This window comes from Streptomyces fagopyri (assembly GCF_009498275.1).
Lineage (GTDB): Bacteria > Actinomycetota > Actinomycetes > Streptomycetales > Streptomycetaceae > Streptomyces > Streptomyces fagopyri.
This window is the reverse complement of record NZ_CP045643.1, coordinates 8,825,895-8,846,095: the sequence shown is the minus strand read 5'-3', so window position 1 is coordinate 8,846,095 and position 20,201 is coordinate 8,825,895. Positions and strand designations below refer to the sequence as shown.

At 66.1% G+C, this 20,201-nt stretch carries 15 protein-coding genes and 3 pseudogenes; 12 read left to right on the top strand and 6 right to left on the bottom strand.

What is annotated here, in order from left to right; all coding sequences use genetic code 11:
• Nucleotides 1-193: 193 nt before the first annotated feature.
• The 3 genes and pseudogenes from GFH48_RS38280 to GFH48_RS39615 form a co-directional block, all read left to right on the top strand.
• A pseudogene (locus tag GFH48_RS38280) lies at nucleotides 194-1,255 on the top strand (IS30 family transposase); the annotation flags it as partial.
• Nucleotides 1,256-1,504: 249 nt separating this feature from the next.
• Entirely contained in the window at nucleotides 1,505-2,563 is a 1,059-nt protein-coding gene (locus GFH48_RS38275; RefSeq protein WP_153292617.1) for an IS110 family RNA-guided transposase, read from the top strand.
• Nucleotides 2,564-2,740 (top strand): annotated as a pseudogene (locus tag GFH48_RS39615) (IS30 family transposase); the annotation flags it as partial.
• A gap of 340 nt (nucleotides 2,741-3,080) precedes the next feature.
• On the opposite strand, the gene GFH48_RS38270 reads toward GFH48_RS39615, so the two are convergent.
• A complete protein-coding gene (locus tag GFH48_RS38270) occupies nucleotides 3,081-7,547 on the bottom strand; it encodes an NPP1 family protein (RefSeq protein ID WP_153292616.1) in 4,467 nt (1,488 codons plus the stop codon).
• A 603-nt stretch (nucleotides 7,548-8,150) separates the two neighbouring features.
• On the bottom strand, nucleotides 8,151-8,555 hold the full coding sequence (locus tag GFH48_RS38265) for a hypothetical protein (protein WP_228121226.1): 405 nt from the start codon (nucleotides 8,553-8,555) through the stop codon (nucleotides 8,151-8,153).
• Nucleotides 8,556-8,606: 51 nt separating this feature from the next.
• Here GFH48_RS38265 and GFH48_RS38795 point away from each other — a divergent pair, with 51 nt between their 5' ends.
• From GFH48_RS38795 to GFH48_RS38250, 4 genes and pseudogenes are all read left to right on the top strand, one after another.
• Nucleotides 8,607-8,762, top strand: coding sequence for a hypothetical protein (locus GFH48_RS38795; RefSeq protein WP_194280929.1), 156 nt, complete (start codon nucleotides 8,607-8,609; stop codon nucleotides 8,760-8,762).
• A 187-nt stretch (nucleotides 8,763-8,949) separates the two neighbouring features.
• A pseudogene (locus GFH48_RS39985) lies at nucleotides 8,950-9,645 on the top strand (hypothetical protein); the annotation flags it as partial.
• The gene (locus GFH48_RS38255; RefSeq protein WP_153292614.1) at nucleotides 9,563-10,519 is read left to right on the top strand and encodes an outer membrane protein assembly factor BamB family protein; all 957 of its coding nucleotides are present in this window, start codon (nucleotides 9,563-9,565) and stop codon (nucleotides 10,517-10,519) included. The pseudogene GFH48_RS39985 and the gene GFH48_RS38255, both read left to right, overlap by 83 nt.
• A 400-nt stretch (nucleotides 10,520-10,919) precedes the next feature.
• On the top strand, nucleotides 10,920-11,429 hold the full coding sequence (locus GFH48_RS38250; RefSeq protein WP_153292613.1) for a GNAT family N-acetyltransferase: 510 nt from the start codon (nucleotides 10,920-10,922) through the stop codon (nucleotides 11,427-11,429).
• Here the strand turns inward: GFH48_RS38250 and GFH48_RS38245 are convergent.
• On the bottom strand, nucleotides 11,375-12,115 hold the full coding sequence (locus GFH48_RS38245) for a hypothetical protein (RefSeq protein WP_153292612.1): 741 nt from the start codon (nucleotides 12,113-12,115) through the stop codon (nucleotides 11,375-11,377). The genes GFH48_RS38250 and GFH48_RS38245 overlap by 55 nt on opposite strands.
• A 637-nt stretch (nucleotides 12,116-12,752) precedes the next feature.
• Between GFH48_RS38245 and GFH48_RS40250 the strand changes: the two genes are divergently transcribed.
• Complete coding sequence (locus GFH48_RS40250) at nucleotides 12,753-13,088, top strand: effector-associated constant component EACC1 (protein ID WP_407698688.1); 336 nt, start codon at nucleotides 12,753-12,755, stop codon at nucleotides 13,086-13,088.
• Between the two features lie 285 nt (nucleotides 13,089-13,373).
• Here the strand turns inward: GFH48_RS40250 and GFH48_RS38240 are convergent, their stop codons facing one another.
• From GFH48_RS38240 to GFH48_RS38230, 3 genes are all read right to left on the bottom strand, one after another.
• On the bottom strand, nucleotides 13,374-13,907 hold the full coding sequence (locus tag GFH48_RS38240; protein WP_228121225.1) for a hypothetical protein: 534 nt from the start codon (nucleotides 13,905-13,907) through the stop codon (nucleotides 13,374-13,376).
• Between the two features lie 404 nt (nucleotides 13,908-14,311).
• Nucleotides 14,312-14,758: a hypothetical protein gene (locus GFH48_RS38235; protein ID WP_153292610.1), complete on the bottom strand. Its 447-nt coding sequence runs from the start codon at nucleotides 14,756-14,758 to the stop codon at nucleotides 14,312-14,314.
• Between the two features lie 754 nt (nucleotides 14,759-15,512).
• Nucleotides 15,513-15,869 carry a hypothetical protein gene (locus GFH48_RS38230; RefSeq protein ID WP_228121223.1) on the bottom strand — a complete coding sequence of 119 codons (357 nt, stop codon included), beginning with the start codon at nucleotides 15,867-15,869 and terminating at the stop codon, nucleotides 15,513-15,515.
• A gap of 828 nt (nucleotides 15,870-16,697) precedes the next feature.
• On the opposite strand from GFH48_RS38230, the gene GFH48_RS38225 reads away from it, so the two are divergent.
• The 4 genes from GFH48_RS38225 to GFH48_RS38210 all read left to right on the top strand — a co-directional run bounded on the left by GFH48_RS38225 (nucleotide 16,698) and on the right by GFH48_RS38210 (nucleotide 20,117).
• Nucleotides 16,698-17,129 (top strand): protein-tyrosine phosphatase family protein, encoded by a 432-nt coding sequence (locus GFH48_RS38225; protein WP_153292609.1) that lies wholly within the window; start codon nucleotides 16,698-16,700, stop codon nucleotides 17,127-17,129.
• A 284-nt stretch (nucleotides 17,130-17,413) separates the two neighbouring features.
• Nucleotides 17,414-18,088, top strand: coding sequence for a phosphate signaling complex protein PhoU (gene phoU / locus GFH48_RS38220; protein WP_153292608.1), 675 nt, complete (start codon nucleotides 17,414-17,416; stop codon nucleotides 18,086-18,088).
• Nucleotides 18,089-18,365: 277 nt separating this feature from the next.
• The gene (locus GFH48_RS38215; RefSeq protein ID WP_228121221.1) at nucleotides 18,366-18,731 is read left to right on the top strand and encodes a hypothetical protein; all 366 of its coding nucleotides are present in this window, start codon (nucleotides 18,366-18,368) and stop codon (nucleotides 18,729-18,731) included.
• Between the two features lie 105 nt (nucleotides 18,732-18,836).
• Nucleotides 18,837-20,117 (top strand): IS701 family transposase, encoded by a 1,281-nt coding sequence (locus GFH48_RS38210; protein ID WP_153293319.1) that lies wholly within the window; start codon nucleotides 18,837-18,839, stop codon nucleotides 20,115-20,117.
• Nucleotides 20,118-20,201: the final 84 nt, after the last annotated feature.

Below are 20,201 nucleotides of genomic sequence, written 5' to 3'. Positions count from 1 at the left end.
TCAACAGCTGGACCGACATCCCATTACTCGCCCGGAGCACCCCACGGGATGGCCGTCGAGCAGGGATCGTCATTGTCAGCCGACGTTGGCCTGCTCGGCCCGTGCCTTGGAGGCTTCAGGAGTGAGTAGTGGCCCCTGGTAGGAGCTTGGGTTCTAGAGGTCGTTGCAACACCTGACCTTCGGGGTTGTTGCGATGACCAAGCCGCGTCGAAAGCCGAAGAAGCCCGGACCTGCGCCGTTGGCGGACAAGCGTGATCAATACCTTCGCCTCATGGCGCAGGGGATGAGCAACTCGGCCGCGTGCCGAGAGGTGGGAATCAACCGCAAGACTGGGAACCGTTGGAGGTACGGAAGGAAGATCGTCGACCGGGCCGGCAACGTGCGTGTCTACCTGCCGATCACCGACGTACGGGAGTCCGACACGGTCTCCGAGCGGTTCTTGTCGGAGGACGAGCGGATCGTCATCGCCGACCTGTTGCAGGCCAAGAATTCCTTGCGCGCCATCGCCCGGGAACTTGGCCGGGACCCAGCCACGATCAGCCGGGAGGTGCGCCGCAACCGCGACCCGCGCACCGGCAAGTACCACCCCTTCCAGGCCCAGCGTCGGGCGTCCGTACGCCGCGCCCGCTCCAAGGAAGGGAAGATACGGCGCGATCCGGAGCTGAAGGAGTTCATCCAGCAGCACCTGGACCGGCGTTGGAGCCCGGAGCAGATCTGCCAGGCCCTGCGCGCCGCTTTCCCGGACGACCCCGACCGCCACCTGGCCCACGAGACCATCTACCAGGCCGTCTACCTGCCGCACCGCGGCGGCCTGGAGCGCGCGGCCGTCACCTTGCGCACCGGTCGACCCGCGCGGCGGCGACGTCGGCGCGCTGAGCAGCGCGCCACGCGGTTCATCAACCCGGGAAAGCTGATCAGCCACCGGCCGGCGGAAGTTGACGACCGCTCGGTCGCCGGGCACTGGGAAGGCGACCTCATCGTCGGCACGGCCAACCGCTCCGCGATCGGAACCCTGGTCGACCGCACCACCCGCTACGTCAAGCTCCTCCACCTTCCCCACAACCACTCTGCGGAGAACGTCCGCGAGGCGCTCCTGCACGCCTTTGCCGACCTGCCCTCCGGGCTCGCCCACTCGCTGACCTGGGATCAGGGCAGCGAGATGAGCCGCCACGACGAGTTCACCCGCGCCACCGGCATCCCGGTCTACTTCTGTGAACCCGCCAGTCCGTGGCAGCGCGGCTCGAACGAGAACACCTATTGGTGCAGCCTTGGCGGGCCGGGCCTCTTCGACGGGAGCGGTTCGGCGGGACCGTCGGGTGACTCGGAGAACACGTGCCGAAAGGCTTTCCGTTGAGATGTCCACGGCGGTCCACAGGGCGAGAGCCCTGGCCGGGAGTGACTTGATAGAAGCCTGCTGAGCCGTCAACTCGCAATAGGTCTGTCCCCTGGCCAGGGCCCTCGTATCTGCCCCGTCATCCGCGACAGCAGACAGGAGGACAACTCGATGGTGACAGTGGGGATCGACCCGCACAAGCACGTCCACGTCGCAGTGGCCGTCGATGCTGACGGCAGGCGACTGACCAGGCCGTTGACCGTCAAGAACGACGCGAACCTGATCGGCGTCCTGCTCAAGTGGATCCGCACTATCGCCGACGGCACCCCCGTCACCTGGGCCATCGAGGACGGCCGCGGCTTCGCCCGCCGCCTGGCCGACGGCCTGCTGCTGACCGGCCACGAAGTGGTCTGGGTCCCCACCCGCCTGATGGCCGCCCACCGAAAACTGCACGCTGCCACCGGCTCGAAGTCCGACCCCGTCGACGCCGTCGCGGTCGCCCACGCCGCGATCGCCACCCCCGGCCTGGACCATCACCGCATCGATGACCGCGTGCGCGAGCTGCGCGTGCTGGTCGACTCACGGGCCGACCTTGTCCGACGCCGCACCATGGTGATCAATCAGCTCAAGGCATACACCCACCTCTGGCTCGACCACACACCGGGCGACCTCACCCGCCGGCCCGGCATGACCTCACTGATGGCGCTGGTGGACACCACGGACATGAGCGATCACGTCCGCCGGGTGCTGACCGAGATGATCACGGAGATAGACGGGCTGAACAAACGTGTCCGCGGACTCGAAACCACGATCCGCGAACTGGTCACCCCGCTGGCCCCCGCGCTGCTTGAGATCACAGGGATCAGCCACGTCTCTGCGGCGGTCCTCCTCGCCGAGATCGGTGACATCACCCGTTTCACCAGCTCAGCGAAGCTCGCCCGCTACACAGGGACCGCACCGATCCCGGTCTACTCCTCCGATAAAGAACGCTACCGACTGCACCGAGGAGGCAACCGGCGGCTCAACAGCGTGCTCTACACGACGTCCATCGTCCAGCAGCGCTTCCACCCGGGCGCGCGAGCACTCCTGGCCCGCCACGAGCCGGCCAAGGGAGCCCGCGGAGCCCGACGCATCCTCAAACGCCACCTGATCGACGTCATCCACCGCGCCATGACCCAAGACCGGGCTACTTGGCAGCACCACATCGCCCAACACCAGATCGCCGCTTGACATAGAAGCGTCAACGGCCTGCTCCGGCAGTACTTTCCGAAGAGCACCGACCTGTCCATCTTCAGCGCAGAGGACCTCGCCTTCGTCGCCGCCGAACTCAACAGCCGCCCCCGCAGGACCCTCGGCTGGCAGACCCCCGCGAACCTCTTCGCTAAGCTCGTCGCAACACTGGAATGATCACCGTGTTGCGATGATCGCTGGAATCCACCGCGCTGAAAGAGTGGGGTCACGACATCAGCGGCCTGGAGAACGCGGACGACGTCGCAGTCCGGAAGCACTGGGCAAGGCTGCGAGCCGAACGCTGGTCGGGCGGCTACACCGACGACCCGCCCTTCTGACCCAGCCCGCGCCCGGCGGAACAGGCGCCGGCATCCGGCGGCCGTCGGCGCACAGCGTCCTCCAGCACTGGTGCCGATCACCCAGCCAGATCACGCTGGGCGGGCCGACACGGGTCGGGGCCGGCCGAGGATCACACTCGGCTGGCCCCGACAGGGTGAGCTGTCCTACTGGCTGGTCGTCAGCCGCGGGTCATGGCAAAGACGTGCAGGGTGGGTTTGTGCTCTGCGGCTGCGGCGCTGACGTCGGGCAGCTGGACGCTGACCGGTGTCTTGCCGGACTGCAGCGACACCCCGACGTAGTACACGTACGCCGAGCCCTGGTAGGTCTCGTTGCCGTAGCGGTTCTGGTAGGAGGTGCTGACGGCGACGTCGCCGTCACCGCCGAACCAGTCGGGGCTGCTCAGGCTGAACTTCTGGCTCGTGCCGTCGGAGTAGCGTACGGTCCCTTCTCCCCCGGCCGGTCCGTAGCTTGCCGAGACCAGGAAACCGAGGGTGTTGCCCTGGGGTTGATCGACCGCGATGGTCTGGCCTGAGGCGACAGCGTTGTCCGGCTCGCCAAAGGAGCCGAGGCCACTGGTGTCGGCCTTACCGGCCGTGGAGGGCCAGGTGAGGGTCAGACCCGCGTGGGTGGCGGTGGAGCCCGCGGTGACTCCCGCAGCGGCGAGTGCCTGCGCGGAGAAGCTGGCCCCGCCGCCGTCGAAGTCACCGAGGTCGGTGCCGTTGTCCTGAGTGACGGCCACGTTGTTGAACGCCGATTCCAGGTCGGTCGCGGCTTTGCCCAGTCCCATGGAGTGGATGTGCAGGGTGGGTTTGTGCTCTGCGGCTGCGGCGCCGACGTCGGGCAGCTGGACGCTGACCGGTGTCTTGCCGGACTGCAGCGGCACCCCGACGTAGTACACGTACGCCGAGCCCTGGTAGGTCTCGTTGCCGTAGCGGTTCTGGTAGGAGGTGCTGACGGCGACGTCGCCGTCACCGCCGAACCAGTCGGGGCTGCTCAGACTGTACTGCTGACTGGTGCCGTCCGAGTAGAAGACGTATCCCTTGCCGCCGGCCGGTCCGTAACTCGCCGACACCAGGAAACCGAGGGTGTCGCTGGTGCCGTTGAGGGTGATGGTCTGCCCGTTGGCGACGGTGTTGTCCGGCCTGCCGCTGCCCGCGGTGGCAGGCCAGTCCAGGGCCAAGCCGCCATGAGAAACCTTCGAACCCGGGGTGACACCCGCCTTGGCGAGTGCTTGCGCAGAAAGGCTTGCCCCGCCGCCGTCGAAGTCACCGGCGTCCGTTGCGGTGTCCTGGGTGACCGACACGTTGTTGAAGGTCGAGGCCAGCGACGGTGCGGCCTGTCCAGGTGTGGGAGTGGGCACCTGTCCGACGACGGTGTCGAGGTAGTGGATGCCTCCGGTGACGCTGAGGCCCACCAAGTGCTGTGCTCCGATTCTGCCCCACTCTTCGGGGAGCAGCTGGGCCAGATGAGTTTTGCCTTGCTCATTGGCGGCGGTGACCATCGCGTCGATGAGGGCGCCGGCCGAGTCGATCTGGGCCTGGGTCATGATGACCGTGTCGGCCTTGTCCGTGCCTACCGCCTTGAACACGGGTGACCATGCCTGGACCGTCTGCACGAACTGGTCCAGGAGCGGGCCCTGGAGATGCAGCGCACGGTCGACATCACTCCGGTTGTCGAGGAAGAGCTTTTCGTAATAGGTGACGGCAGGGGAATCGGTGATGGTGCCGATCTCGTACATGTGAATCAGCGAACCGGCCACGTCCTCGAGCGCAGCACCGTCGGCTTTCAGCGCCCCGGAGTTTTCGTAGATCTGTCCGAGAGTCGAGCAGCTGATGATGCCGCCGGCGCATTCTGTAGGCCGCGTGTCTGGGGTGCTGGGTGTGATTCCGGCGTCGCTCGTCCAGACGCTGTTGGTGACGGAGGTCTGGAGGGAAGTCCCGCCGTAGAGGTCCGAGGCGGCGGTCACCATGGCCGTCTCAGCGTCGGCGAACGTCGACGTCGGGGAGAGGTACTGCGTCAGGGCCCTCCACACGATGTTGGTGGTGGTGTCGGGGCCCATGAGTGCGGACATGCGGTAGAACGCGTGGTTCGGTATTCCGCTGTTCTTGTGGACACCGCCGTTGTCCAGGCAGGTCGCTTCGTACTGGCCCATGCTTGCCGGTTGACCGTAGGCAGCGGGGTCGGCCATGGATCGGAAAGGTGCATGCACCTTCATGTTGGAACCTACCAGCCAGTCATTCTGTCCCTTTGCCGCTCGCTCGGTCATTTCCCCGAAGAAGTCGGAAATGCTCTCGTTCAGTGCCCCGGACTGGAATGAGTACTGGAGGCCTGCGGTGTTCTGGGTGATGCCGTGCGTCATTTCGTGGCCGGAGACGTCCTGGGACAGCATGCCGTCGCCGTACGTCATGTACGCGCCGTTCCAGTTCGCGTTTATATAGTTCGTGCTGTAGTGCACATATGACTGCAGGGCCATGCCGCTGCCGTCTATGCTGTTGCGTCCGAATTTGTTCTTGAAAAAGTTGTAGACCACGCCGCTCTGGTCGTATGCGTCGTCCGCGTCGTTGTCGTGACTGGGTGCGGCGCCCTCCGTTCTCACCTGTTGGGCTGCGAAGTAGTTTTGCTGGTTCTTCATGTCCCAGACCCTGCGGTCCAGGCCCAGGTTGCCCGGTGAGCCCTCGTCACGGTCGAAGTCGAACGGGAAGAGCTGCCCGGGCGGGTTCAGCGTGATCGGGATGGCTTTGCCGAGGTTGTCAGCGAACGCCGAGTCCTTGGTCCCCATCGACGCGTGGTCAAAGTTGTGGACGTAGAGCTTGTCCCGCAGTCCACTGGGGAAGCCGTTGTAGGAGACGAGCGTCGAACGGCGCCAGTTGTGGTAATGGTTCTCCGGCGGTTCGTCGTTGGCGTTGGCGAGGCGGAAATCATGGGTCGTGCCGCCCTCCTTTTGGTAGACGACCTTGGGATGGGTGCCGTCCCACCGGACCTCGCTGGCCGGGTGAACGTGGTACTCGCCATGTGCGGATGTGGAGACGTACTGTGCCTGGTGGTCCTTCACCCAGACCGCGATGTGCTCCCAGTCGTGGACGTGCCCTCCGGCGTCGGCGACGTTCTCGACTGCCACGTCCTTCTCGAAGTAGTAGTCGTAGAGGTAGACACACCATCCGGAGTTGCACCGTTGCCGGGAGTACGCGTTGGTGTTGTCCAGATCGGACTGGTCCCGGCAGTCGGCCGAGGAGGTCGTATTGTTGTGGTCGAGGCCCTCGGAAAAGGTGCCGTCGGGACCGATCGCCGGGACGTTATAGCAGCTGTTGGTGTCGTAGTCGAGGTCGGGCTGCCATGTCAGGTCATCACGGGTGGCGTTCTGCAGCAGCGCCCTCGGCGGGTCGGGAACTGCTGCCGTGGCCGTCTCGGTGAGCGGCTGGACACCGACGATGACTCCCGTGTGCAGAGCATCGACGAAGATCCGCTCGCTGAACCCGCTCTGGTCCATCAGATCGACTTGCCAGGTCAGGGCCGAGGGGCTCTTGAATCCCTGCTTCGGCGAACCGGGGTACACCACCAGCGAGGGAGATGCGACCGTTTTGGCATGCCGCATTGCCTTGCCCGCGACTGCGACAGCGGCCTTCCGACCGACCGTCGGGACCGTCGAGGCCGGGGGGATCAGGTCAGGGCGCAGCCCGTTGGTGACGGCGGTCACCGCGGTGTTGCCGCGGTCCAGGTGCACTCCCAGCCGCGCGTTGTACACCGGCACGCCGTGGATCGACTGGTCGTACCAGACGTGGTGGGCGCCGGTAGAGTCCGGCAGTTGGACGCGGCCGGTGACCGTCGACAGCATGCCGTCAGTGTCCGTGACGCCGAACAGCTTCGCGTGCGTGTGAAGCCACGCCGGAACATCACGCCCCGTCAGCCGGCTGCGCAGGCTGCCCAGCGTCGAAGGAGTACCCGTCTGCGGGTTGCTGGTCACGTGGAGCTTGTGGCCGGACTCACGCTGGAGCTTCTTCAGGGCGTCACTGACCCCTGAAGCCCGCCACTTCGGCAGCGGTCGCGGGTGCGCGGGTGCCGCTGTCGCAGTAGTTGCGGACAGCACCGAGGCGACCACCGCTACCGCGGCTGTGACCGCCGTCGCCCGTACGGCCCGCTGTCGCGCGGCTCCTGCGTCCCGAGGCGAACGCTGCCCCGCTGCCGGGTAGAAGCGCACGATGGCACCGCCGACTGCCAGTGCCCAGCCGGCCGCCGCGGCGACCGCCCAGGCGGTCGATGTCGACAGCTCCATCGCCGCAGTCGAGCCAGGGTCACTGGTCGCCACCTGAGCGATACCCGCGAGGGCGGCGTAGGAACCCGCCGAGGCGGCCAGCAGCGGCCACTTCGGGAAGGCAAGGGCGCGGGCGGTGGCGGCAACGAACCACCCGAGCGCAGCGGTACCGAGGAGCGGGCCGATTCCTATCAGGAGCAGCTCAGAGCGGTGCTCGAATACCCAGGGGGCTGTGATGGAGCCTGAGAAGGGCGCCATGCGCCATTCGACCGGCACCCCGGAACCGGCAACGAGCGCAGCCACGGTGCCCGAGATGTCCGGGGCGAGATGCTTGGCTACGAGAACGTCAAAATATGCACTGCTGTGCGCGGTGACGACGCGCAGGGCGAGCTGCACGGCGGCCAGCGCCGAGACCAGCCCCGCTACACCGGCGACCAGGCCAGCGCCGGCTGTGTACCAGCCTCTTCGGAGGAACTCTTGTCGCAACTGACTTCCCTGATGATGGCTCCGGATGACTCGGAGCACGCTGAGTAGGGCAGAGCCCTTGGTGTGTACCGTGGCCTTGCTTTTTGACCTGCGGTGGGAGGTGGCTGCCGCGAACTGCCGCCAACGCCGCCACTGGCAGGGGTAGTTGACAATCGATCAAGGCCAGGCAGGACCGTAGCGCATTCACTTGACTCTGCAAGTAAATCTGGCGTGTGTCGTCGCTCACAGATCCGCCACAGGTGCTTCACGCCTTGCGGCCGGGGTCTCCCCGCCGGATACGCGACCCTGTTGGCATCGCGTCACCCGAACCACCGATCGTCGGCTCCGAGAAGTGGTTGAATACCTGGAGTCGACACGGTCTGCAGCACTGCTCAGTGCTGCCACGTTGAGGAGCAGCACTGTGACCAGGGTGTCCCTCGGCAGCCCGACACGGCCCAACGTCCCGCGTGCGTGAACGACCGCTGAGCCAGTCTTCACCGTCACTCCGAGCCCGTCATCACGAGCTTTGCGAACTCACGACGTCCTCACCCCAGTTGCGCGCCAGGGCTGAGTTGGTTCGCTGGCCGAGCCTCTACCCCTTCGCGCACCAAGGCTCTGCAGCACGACGTCCTCTGCCGGCATTGTGTGAGTGCCAGTGAGGTCTTCGACCACCGCGAGATCGAGTTCGGCAGCACGCTCCCACATGTACATCTGCTGCTCAGGGGTCAGGCCCAGCGCCTCGTCAGAGGCAAGGAGTTGGAGAGCAGCGGCGGCTAGTCCTGGCGCAGCCACGGCCTGGCGCATGGCCTCGTCGGCGACATCGGCCACAGGCAGGTCAGAGGCGTAGCGAGCGGCCATCCCGTGGACCTCGACCGCCCGAGCGCTGATCCGCTCCAGGGCGGCGTTCGCGCAGGCATCGCCCTGGTCGGCGCGCAGCACGGGGTCCACCCGGTGGTTGCCCGCGGTCGCGGCTACCGGTCGAGGCGGTGCATGCTCGGGACCGAATTCCTGGGCGGGCTCGGTGTGGGTGACTGCAGCAACCGCCGATCTCCCCAGCCCATCCGCGCCGCCGCCCGAGACACCCAGTACATCGAGACCTGCGGCTTCTGCCGACCGGAAGCCAAGCCGGGCGACGCGTCCGACTGAGACGCTGCGCAGCCAGTGCGCAGCAGACCGCGCCCACTGCGCAACCCTGGTTCCCGGACCGAATCCTTTGCGCATCGAGGGCTGCGCACCGGCCGGGCGTCACCGGAGCCCGACCATCGACCCAATCGTTGGGTCGCTCGTGTCTTCGGGGGCGGTGCCCAATGGGTGCCATTCAATTATGTGATTGATGCGACGAGTGGAGGGGCAAGGGGTCTGCGGAGTCACCCGAGGGCACGGGACAGGGGCATGGGGGATGGAACCGGGCAACCTTGCGGATATCGCCGTACAGATCATGTCCGGGCTGGCGACGGGCGCCGGTACCAGCGTGGGGATTGCGGCGGGTGAAGATGTCGTTCGGCTCGTTCGGGATCGGCTTGGCGGGTCGGAGGAGGGGCGCGCGGCCCTGGCTCGGCTGGGGGAAGAGCCGCAGCAGTTACGGACCCTCCTGACAGACGAGATCGCGGGCAATGCGGGGTTCGCCCGTCAGCTTGAAGTCGCGGTGCTGCCGACCGTCAAGGCCGGCGGGGACGCGCACGTCAATACCTTGACGGTCCACGACAGCAAGGTGAGCGGCACCATCAACATCGGGCCGCTCACCATCCACAAGACGCAGGGCTCGTACATCGTTCTCGCCATCGCCGCGGTCGCCGTGGCCCTGCTGCTTGTCCTCGGATCGATCGGCACCGTCAACATCATCAATAACTTCAACGACGGTTCCGGCGGAGAATCCAAGTCCGTGCAGGACGGTTCCTCCGCACCGGAGGAACGGTGGAAGTTCAACAAGGGCATGACACCGACCGTTGTCGACGGGGTGGCCTACTTCGACAGCATGGACAAGCACCTCCACGCAGTCGACGCCACGACCGGCAAGGAGCGGTGGAAGTTCGGAACAGGCGGTTTTTCTTCCGTCCTCTTCAGATACCGACGGATGGGGTTCACCCCCGACGGTCGCTGCCGAAGTGGTGTACTCCACCAGCGTGGACGGCAACCTGTACGCGGTAGATGCCGCGAGCGGAAAGCGGCGGTGGGTGTTCGACGCGGGCGGACCTCTGATGCAGCCGCCGACCGTGGCTGACGGCCTCGTCTACATCAGCACCGTGGCCGGCATCCTGTACGCGGTGGACACCGTGACCGGGAAAGCGCGGTGGCATTTCGACACCGGTAGTGGAGAGGCCACTGCGCCGACTGTTGCAGGCGGTGTGGTGTACGTCGGAAACGGAAATCTGTACGCGCGGGACGCTGCCACTGGTGCGAAGCGGTGGACGTTCGACGCAGACGGCGCCTTGGTATCGTCCGTGCACGTTGTCGAGGGGGTGGTGTACTTCGGCAGCACGGACGACACCCTGTATGCGCGGGATGCCGCTTCGGGCGACAGTCGTTGGGCTTTCAAGGCCGGCGACGAGGTACAGGCGCCTCCGGCGGTGGTCAACGGGATTGCATACTTCGGCAGTGTGGACGGCAAGCTGTACGCGGTGGACACCGCGAACGCCGAGGAACGGTGGAACCTCACCATCGACGGGGGCGTGACCGCCGACGGTGGTCTGTTCAGTTCGCCCGTGGTGGGCAACGACACCGTGTATGTAGCCAGCGTTCACGGTCTGTACGCGGTGTCCACCGCGAACGGCCAGGAACGGTGGAGGTATGCGACCGACCACGCCTTTCTCTCACCTGTGGCTGCCAACGGGATGCTCTACGCCCTCGGTGCCGACCCGAGCAAGGGCATAGACAGCTCCACGCTGTACGCCCTGAAGCTGTAGGCGAGAAAATCCCGGGCCATCGGGACAGCTGTCCCTGCCTCCCAGGAGACCGCACTGGACAACCTCACCATGCTGGTTCCAGATGCCCATTGCACAGACCCTGCGCAATGGGCATGGTCCGCGCAGCAGCAAGCCGTGCCGCGCCGCAGTACATCGGCCGATGCCCTCCCCGTGAACCGAGCCCAGACGGCGCGAGCCGCGCACGCCTTGAGGGACCAGGAACTCACCCTCGCCGACTCCAACCATCCCGACCACACGGCACAGCCCCGGGCACTGCATTCCTACCTGCGCCGGAGCAACGCCAACGCCCGCATCTGGCACGGGTCTGGCACGGAGTACGTTCGGGGTTACGCATGATCGATACTGTGCGACGATTTTCGGTGAACGCGAGGAGAAGCCAGTGAGATTGCGCAACGTATCGCCGGACGATGTCGACGCGTATGTCCGGATGCGGTGCGACCCCGTCATGATGGCTGACCTAGGTGGCCCCCAGTCGCGTGAGGAGATGGCGGCCAAGGTATGCCGGGATGCCGAGCAGGCGGCCTCCGACCTTGCCTGGTTCAAAATGATCGTTCCTGATCCGGCCACCCCCGAGATGGTGGCAGGGACGGTCACCATCTGGTCCCACACCACCGATGACGGACCGGTCTCCGAGATCGGCTGGATGGTTCTGTCTCAGTTCCAAGGGCAAGGACTGGGCAAGCGCGCCGTGCGCGCACTTCTGGAACAGGCTCGGATCGAGAACCGCTGGGGAGTCGTGCACGCCTTCCCGGCAACGAACAACGGCGCCTCGAACGGCATCTGTCGCTCGGTCGGTTTCCGCTTCATCTCCGAGACCGACCTGACCTTCGCCGGTCAGACCTTCAAGACCAACCACTGGGCCGTGGACCCGAGGACGGACCTGAAATGACGGGATAGGTGCGACCGCACCGACGCCCGGACGACCCGGAGATAAATCCGGGGCCGCCGTATTTCCTGTTGTCTGGACCCCTCGATGCGAACTACGAGCGAGCTGAGGTCTGTTCGTCTGGTCGGATGGTCATGCGGGGTTGCTGACCGTCGGACCCGGTCGGGATGGTTGCTGTATTTTTCGCCCTCGGACCGGTTACCGATGAGGGCGAGCAGCAGTTCCAGCGCAAGGACGGTCTTGCCACCGCCTGGAGAGCCGGTGACGACCAGTCGCGCCGGATGCGTGTCCCGGTAGAAGGTCACGATGTCCGGCACACTGGCAGCCCCCTCCTCGAACAAGCTGCCGGAGGTGGCTGCGGTCATGACGGGTCGTCCCGGACCGCCCGTTCGCAGAGTGAAGCGAAGATTGATCCGTTCGGCGTCCCCTCCGACCAAGCGCAGCCACTCGCGCTGTTCGGCTTGGTGAATCTGCTGGGCCAGCGTCGCCGCGGAGGCTCTGGCGCCGGCAGCGTCGCCTGGACCCTGCGTCAGCGCGCCCACCGCGGCGGGGACCCCAGCGATGGCTACCAACAGACTCGCGAGGGCAACCGGAAAGCCCAGCAGGGTAACCGAGTCGACCGCGGATTTTCCCCCTCCCAGAACCCACACAGTGGCAACGACGACTGCAAGGCCGCCGATTCCAGCCACTCCGACAAGAAATGTGCGCGTACTGCGTCCCCCGACCATGTCGCCATATTCCCCAGAACCTCGGTGACGTAGACCGCTTGGTGCCTTTGCGTCTGTTCGAACTTTCCAGAGTGGTGCACCTCGGCGGAGAACCCGTGCCGTTCCCAAGCACGGTGGAGTCGAGTTCGTCCTCGGACTGCAGCGATACCGGCGCCGGGGCTCCATGGGATGACCGGAGGGACGGTCGGGGAGCGCCGCAGCCGTCCGGGCCGCGGAGGAGCGTCAGGCGTACTTCGTCACCGCTGTTCCCATCCGGGTCCGTGTTCTATTGAATGCACGCGTGAAGAAGCACATCGACTTATCGGGGTCCATACTCCGCGTGTCCGGCGCGCACGTGGTGCCGGACATCCTCGCTCCGCGGGTTGGCGAGGCGGCGCGGGAGCGGCGGACCCCATTCCTGAAGGGCGAGACGACTGGGCGGCGGTCGAAACTGGTCCACTGCACGGAGCGGTCCTTCTACGCGTACGTGTGGCAGTGGTCTCCTGGCGAGGTGGAGGCGTGGCCGACCATAGGGACACCACGGACACCACGATCTACTGACCATCGACGAAGCCCCCGGCGCCGGTGATCTACGGTCGCTCCACAGCTGGTTGGGGATGTGGACGAGATCCGGGGCCGCGTCGGTCTCGCGGAGAGCCCACCGATTCCGGGCAGTCTGGGGCCGGTGACCGACGGGCTCCTGGTGGCTCTCGGTCCCGGAGCCGTCACCGCACCGGCCACTACGTTGGTCGCCTGGATCCGCCAGCGGCGTAGCGAAGTGACCCTCAAGGTGACCCGGAGCGACGGCGCGTCCTTCACGCGTGGTGGTGGGCGTCGATCAGGCCCTCGTTCTCAGACACGGGTGGAACGGACCGGGCCGTCGAACTCGATAACGGCCCAATCTGGACTCCTCCCCAGCTCTGCACTCAGTCGCGCGCGGTTCCTTCCCAGATGAGCCAGCTGACTACGGAGAATCCCCCCGGACTGCTGGACGGACGTCCCGGTTTGCACCCCAAATCCAACGCGATCCTCCTGATGGACCAATTCAGCTAGGGCCCGGAAAATGCTCTCTCGAACCAGTCGACCAAGGCGGCCCCCCGATCTGCTGCACCAAACGGATCAGGTTCGCTTCCATGCACGCATCCATCCCTTGCGCCCCCATCGCCAGCTCCAGCGTTACGCCGAGCGGGCGTGGATCGGCGGCAAAGGGGATGAGAGCTGGGAAGAGTGATCGATGCTTTCAGGTGCCCGCGCCGTTGCTGGTCGGCAGGAGTGCGGCCAGTTCAACGTCGTCCGGGCGGTGGGCCGACTCGGCCGCCTTGCGCAGAATGGTGCGGTCGACCTTGTCCGCGTCGGCGATCAGCCGAATCACCACCCCGTTGCCGGGCACCGCGTATTCGTGACTGTCACCTGCCTTGCGGTACCAGGCGTCGCCGTCGTGCTCACAGGTCACCTGCCTGTCCGCCACCTCGCCCAGCGGCTGCTTGGGGCAGCTCTCCGCTGTAATCGTGCCCCGACCTACGAAGAGGCCAAACTTGGTGGACCCCTTGTCGGACCTGTACGCGGCCGCGAATTCGTCTTTATACTCGCCGACCGACTGCTGGAACACAGTGAAGCCGGAGACCTTGGTGACATAGACGAGTTCCGGCGCGACGCCCCAGACGCGCGCGGCAGCGTCAAGGTCGGCACTGTCGGCGGCCGCCCCGTCCTTCTTGCCGGCGTCACATCCTGTGACGAGCATGGACAGTAGGAGAAGGGGGAACAGCGCACGCATGGGTCGCATCATGCGCACACCTTGCCGCATGGACATGCCACAGACCTAATCGGATTCAGCGAGCCGCACACCCACTCCGGACGACGACGCCCGCAGGCAACGACTGCATCAGGACCCCCGCAGCGCGCATGCGACTGCTGCCCAAAGTGGGCTGGCTGGCCGTCCTGGTTCTGTTCCCCGTTCTGGGCGCCACAGGTTGGCGAAACCTGGGCGAGCAGTCAGCCCCGGTCAAGGGTCGGCCGTCTACCGCCTGAGCAACAGACCCTGTATCCAAAATCGACCGGGCGTTGACCCCGGCCTTCACGATCGAACCCACGCAGCCGCCGACGATGCTCGTCTTCAGCAGACGCGTCCGGCCGCGCCCAGTGATCGGGGCGCGGCCGGACGCGTCTGCCGGAAACGGATCAGCTGGTGCGCAAGGAGTCGAAGCCGTAGGAGCCGGTCCACCGGCCGGCGCTGCGGCCGTAGGTGCGGGCCGTCATGAGGAGCAGGCCGTCCTCGTAGAAGTCCTTGTTGCACACGACCCAGGTGCCGGCGCCCTCCGAGTTCATACACTGGCCGGACCGGTAGACGCTGTTGTCGCTCCAGTGCTTGTAGTTCTCCCAGTCGGCGACCGCGGAGGCGCTGTCGGCGTCACCGTCATAGACGTAGATCTTATCGCCGCTCGGATTGAAGCAGACCCTGGCCTTGTCGAGCGAACCCACGCAGAGGGCAGCGCTGCCCGGGTTGCTCGTCCTGGCCCCTTGCTGCCAGGAGTCGTCGGCGGCGGCCGGGCCGGCGGCGGACAGCGCAAGCGCGAGCGCGCCGACGAAGGCGGCACCGGCGGTCATGGTGGTGCGGATGCGGATCACGTATTTCCTCCCCGAGCACAGTGCGTGCGACAGCCGCCCGCACGCCGCGGAGCGGGCACGAGGGGCGATCGTTCGCCCGGAGCGGGGCCAGTCGTTCGGCCCGGCGTTTGAGGGATTGCTTGATCACGCTACGGAAATCGCACCCCAACACAAGGCACAACGATCGCAGGAGCCAACCCAGTTAACCCTCAGGCGCTGTTTCTCGCGGACTGGGGGATGACACCGCTGGCGGTGGTGGCTGACGCCGCCTATGGCACCAACGCGCACCTGCGGGCCGGCCATTCGCGCGAGGGCTCACCCATGTCCTGTCCATCCGGTCGGACGTGAGCACCCACCCCTTCGACGCACAGCCCATGGCTCCGGACCGCAAAGGAGATGTGGGCTGCTGGCCCCGCAGCGGCTTCGAGCGTTTTGTCCAGACAGGGTCACTGACGTCCTGCGCTGATGGCTCGTGGGAAAGGTCAGAAGCCGGGGCGGGCGCCGGAACTCACCGAGGCCAGGCCGTTTTCGCGCGATGACCCGCTAGACCTCCTCCGGGCTTGCGTCCGCGGCTTCGAGACGAGCAGCTACGCGAAGCTTGGCGCCCGCGGCTGCTCCTCCGTGCACAACGATCACAGATAACGCGGATTGGTCAGGGCTGGTGCTCAATGTTGAAGGCGGCGAACAGGTCCAGTGGACGAAGACCTACACGCTGCTCCATGGGCAGGACGAAACGGGTGCCAGCCTAGACGAGTAGCTCCGAAAGGCTGGTGGACTACAGCCTGGGTAGAACCTCGTTGAGGTCCGGGGAGCGACGTTCGTGGAGCCAGTAGAGGTAGACGCGCAGGTCGGTTTCGAGTTCGCCGTCGAGGTAGGCGAGGAGGTCGTTCAGTCCTGCGGACAACTCCTGGTAGATCTCATCGGAGTTGGCCGACCAGGCGGTGTGAAGGCTTGTGGCCCATTCGCGTAGTCGGCTCCGCTCGTGCCACCACGACCGGACAAGGTCCGCGGTCCAGTGCTGGTCTCCGTCCCAGCCGTAGCCGCTCAGGGGATCCGTCCAGGCGGCGAAAAGCAGTCGGTCGACCTCGACAGCGTTCCTGGGCTGGCGATAAACGAACTCTTGGCCTGTCATATCGTCGTAAAGGACGTGATCGGGAGCGGCCATCCGCCCGGACCAACAGTTGTCGGTTTCAGCGCCGTAGAACGGTCCGGGCACGTTGCGCCAGTTCCGTTCCTCCCAACAACCCGTCAGGTACGTCTCGGGGTGCGGCAACGCCAGAGCCAGATTCGGCACCGCTTCGGGCAGCGGAGTGCCGGCAGCAGCTCGTGCGGCCGGGAGCGGGTCCCAGTACCCAGAGTGGCCGTTCATCCTCACCCCTCGCTATCTGCGTTCGCCTGCGAGAAAGCGGTGGCGGTGTCCCGGAGTGGCGTTGCTGAGCAACGCTCGTCGGGAGGCCACGTGCGCGCCGACTTGGGCACCCTCGTGACCGCAGTCTAGGTCAAGGTCGACGACGTGGTCAGGGGAACTCGAAGCCTTGGCGGACCGGTTGCTGAGTGATTCCGAGCTCGTCCGACTGGTCATGGCCCCGGTCCTGTTGGCTTCCACTCCGAGTCCCGCTGATTGCACTATGCGAACAATCACCTGTGTGCCGAGTGTCAACCGGTGTGCAGTGGCGGGTGTCAACGGTCATTTCGGACTGACTCTGTCACGACTTCCGTGATCTCCCTTTCTGGCAATCAGCGCTCAGTGATGCAGAAGGGATGTCCGGCTGGATCGGCGAGAACACACGCTTTGTCCCTGTGAGGCGGGTCTGATGCACGGTTGGGTGACAGGTCAAGATGTCACCCGATCGCGCATCAGACCCGGCTGGTGGTCCGGCGTATTAGCAGCAGCCGCGTTGCGTGGGCAAACGCTGCGAGCACGCACTTGCCGGGCAAGGACCCTCTGTAGGGTGCTCGCATGGGTGAAGACTGGAACTCGGCAGACGGGATCCTGCGGTTTCCTTCAGGCGCGCTCGTACGTGGCCGGGGTTTGCGTTACCCGTTGCCCTCCGGGCCGACGCCGTCCTTCGCGGTCTACCTGCTCGGTAAGCAGCCTCCCTCGACCGAGTGGGAGGCTCGATGGTTGCGGTGGCCTGACTTTCGCCTGCCCAAAGACCGCCAGCAAGCTCGGGATGTGTTGCGGGAAGCGTTGACCCGGGCGGGGAACGAACGCGTTGAGGTCGCGTGCTGGGGCGGGCGAGGGCGGACAGGAACAGCCTTGGCATGCATGGCCGTCCTTGATGGAGTTCCGCCAGACCAAGCCGTCGCGTTCGTCCGTCAGCACTACCACCCGCGTGCTGTGGAGACCCCCTGGCAACGACGATTCGTACTGCGCTTTCAGGACGCATAGCGGCGCGTTTCACATCGGGGTTGCGTGCCTGGCCGGCAGAGTGCACACATCAAGCCCGGCCGGCCACGCGCCAGCCGGGCTCATCTGTGGTGCGGGCCGGTGTCGGTCCTGTTGATCCGCCAGGAATCTCACCGCCGCGGACTTCACCGACACAAGCTTTCGGACGTCTGAAGCGGTCTGCACGGCTACACGCGACGGCCGACGGACCGGGTGCGGAGCGTGTGTGCGAACCTGGCTGCCGGTCGAGGCTGACAAGTGACACGACAAGGGGCGGTGGAGAGGCAATGCGCGAGGCTTATCACGAGGAACTGGGCTCGATCGGCGACACCCTGGTGGAGATGGCGAACCTGGTCGGATCGGCCATCGGTCTGGCGACCACCGCACTTCTGGACGCCGACCTGAAGCTCGCCGAGAACGTGATCTCCGCCGACAACAAGATCGACGACCTCCAGCGCGATCTGGAGAACCGCGCGATCGCGATCCTCGCCAGGCAGCAGCCCGTCGCCACAGACCTGCGGACCGTGGTCACGTCACTGCGCATGAGTGCGGACCTGGAACGCAGCGGCGACCTCGCCGAGCACGTGGCGAAGCTGGCCCGGATGCGCTTCCCCGCCAAGGCCGTGCCCCGGGACCTGCGCCGCACCATCCTGGAGATGGGTCAACTCGCCCAGCGCCTGATGGCACAGGCCGCCGAAGTCATCATCACCCAGGACGTCGAAGCAGCCCTCCAGTTGGAGAAGGACGACGACCGCATGGACGAACTGCACCGCGTGGTCTTCCAGCACCTGATGGACAAACAGTGGCACCACGGAGTCGAGACAGCCGTCGACGTCACCCTGGTCGGACGCTACTACGAACGATTCGCCGACCACGCCGTGTCCGTCGCCCGACGCGTCATCTACCTCGTCACCGGCGAACACGCCGACGAGACGACCACGGAGCAGCCCACAACCGTGTAACCCCACAGCCGGCGGCAACGACCGAGTCAGGCCGCCGCCCCTGCGGGCGGACCTGACGGCGTAAGCAGCGTCGACGTCGCCGAGGCCACACAAGGCCCGGTTCCACGTCCCGCGCACCTGGCACAACGCCCGTTTCGTACCGGGCCGTTGCTGCGGATATGGTGCTGCCGCTGCACAGCGCGGCAGGCCGTGTACGGCGGTACGCGGCCTGCCGCCCTGGTCCCCGAAGTCCGGTCCCGCCGGACCCCGGGGACCAGGGCGCCCGGACAGGAAGCTCATGAGCAGGGCAGGCTCCCGGGCCTGGGTTCCCTGGCAGGATCTCCCCATCCTTGATGAGAAGCTTGACGCGCTTGCGCAGATGATGGCACAGCACATGGCCAGGCCGTTCCCACCCGGCTTCCGCGGTCTGGACGTCGAGGGCCGGGACATGGTGATGCTCGACTCGGACGCCTATGCCTACGCCGCCAGCGTCTACGAAGACCTGCTCAGCGACCAGGCCTCCGCACGCCTGACACAGCGGCTGACGTCGGCGTTCGGGAAGGTCCTTCCGGCGATCGACGACGAGTACGCGGCCAAGTACTACACGCATCTGCACAACATGGTCGTGCTGTCCGCCGAGATCGAGAGCCAGCGCAAGAAGTAGCCTCCCGCCAGGAGTGCAGCAAACCAGGTGAACCTTTGCGGTCAGAGCACTACTAGGACTCCGTTAGGTCTTTCGGTTTGCGCTGATCAAGAGCATGTTGGGGTGGTGGATTTACATGAAGTGAGGCGTGTTCGGGCGACGTTGGCGTTGTTCGTGGCCGATGTGTTCGCTTCGGTGCCGCGGAAGGACCAGCGGGCCAAGGGTGACTGTTATCTGCGGGGACTGATGCTGGACGGCCGTCGCAAGTCGATCCAGGCGATGGCGGCGCGACTGCCGGACGGCAACGAGCAGAACCTGCAGCAGTTCGTGAACCAGTCGACCTGGGATCCGGTGCCCGTGCAGCGGCGGATCAACGAACGTCTGCTGCCGCTGGTCGACCCGGTGGCGTGGGTGATCGACGATGTGTCGATGCCGAAAGACGGCCGGATGTCGGTCGGTGTGGCTCCGCAGTACTGCGGAGCCCTGGGCAAACGGGCGAACTGCCAGGTCGCCGTCAGTGTCCACGCCGCCAGTGACACTGCCTCATGCCCCCTGCAGTGGAGGCTGTTCCTGCCCGAGGACTGGGCTGCGGACGGCCACCGCCGCACCAGGACCCAGGTTCCGCCCGAGGTCATACACCGGGAGAAATGGCGTCTGGCACTGGACATGCTCGACGCTCTCGCGGACTGGGGCATGACACCGCCGGCGGTGGTGTCCGACGCCGCCTACGGCACCAACGCACACCTGCGGGCCGCCCTCTCGGAGCGAGGACTCACCTATGTCCTGTCCGTCCGCTCGGACGTGAGCGCCCACCCGTTCGACGCACAGCCCATGGCTCCGGACCGCAAAGGAGATATCGGCTGCTGGCCCCAGCCGCGTTACCGCCAGAAGGCGCCGTCAGTGGCGGCTCTTGCCACGGCTCTGGGGCGAGAGGCATTCACCCCGCTCACGTGGCGCCAGGGTTCGAAAGGGGAGTTACGTTCCCGCTTCGCGGCGGTGCGCGTGCGTCCGGCCGGAAAAGCCGTCGAACGACCGATCAAAGCAGCGGCCTCAGCCGGACAGGGCTGGTGGGACGGGGTCCTGCCCGACTGCTGGCTCCTGGCCGAATGGCCCGCCGGAGCCGACGCGCCAAGCGAATACTGGCTTTCCAACCTCCCGCCCGACACCCCGATCGCCGATCTGGTCCGCCTGGCCAAGGTCCGCTGGCGCATCGAGCACGACTACCGCGAGCTCAAGCACGGCCTGGGCCTGGACCACTTCGAAGGCCGTTCCTGGCCCGGCTGGCACCACCACGTCACCCTCGTGACCGCCGCCCAAGCCTTCCTCACCGAACAGCGCCTGGCCCCAAAAGCACCGCACCCAGCATCACCCTCTACCAGATCCTCGACGCTCTCCAAGACACCCTGAGGTGCTGGACCGGGATCTGCAGCAGCTGCCGGCAACCCCTCCCCACCAGAGCCCGCACGACAACAAGATCAAGAAAGACCTAAC

Coding starts and splice junctions, on each gene's coding strand:
- GFH48_RS38225 (WP_153292609.1), top strand. CDS start 16,698: ATGGGTGAAGACTGGAACTCGGCAGACGGGATCCTGCGGTTTCCTTCA.
- GFH48_RS38240 (WP_228121225.1), bottom strand. CDS start 13,907: ATGCGTGCGCTGTTCCCCCTTCTCCTACTGTCCATGCTCGTCACAGGA.
- GFH48_RS38215 (WP_228121221.1), top strand. CDS start 18,366: ATGAGCAGGGCAGGCTCCCGGGCCTGGGTTCCCTGGCAGGATCTCCCC.
- GFH48_RS38275 (WP_153292617.1), top strand. CDS start 1,505: ATGGTGACAGTGGGGATCGACCCGCACAAGCACGTCCACGTCGCAGTG.
- GFH48_RS38795 (WP_194280929.1), top strand. CDS start 8,607: ATGCTCGGGACCGAATTCCTGGGCGGGCTCGGTGTGGGTGACTGCAGC.
- phoU (WP_153292608.1), top strand. CDS start 17,414: ATGCGCGAGGCTTATCACGAGGAACTGGGCTCGATCGGCGACACCCTG.
- GFH48_RS38230 (WP_228121223.1), bottom strand. CDS start 15,869: ATGACAGGCCAAGAGTTCGTTTATCGCCAGCCCAGGAACGCTGTCGAG.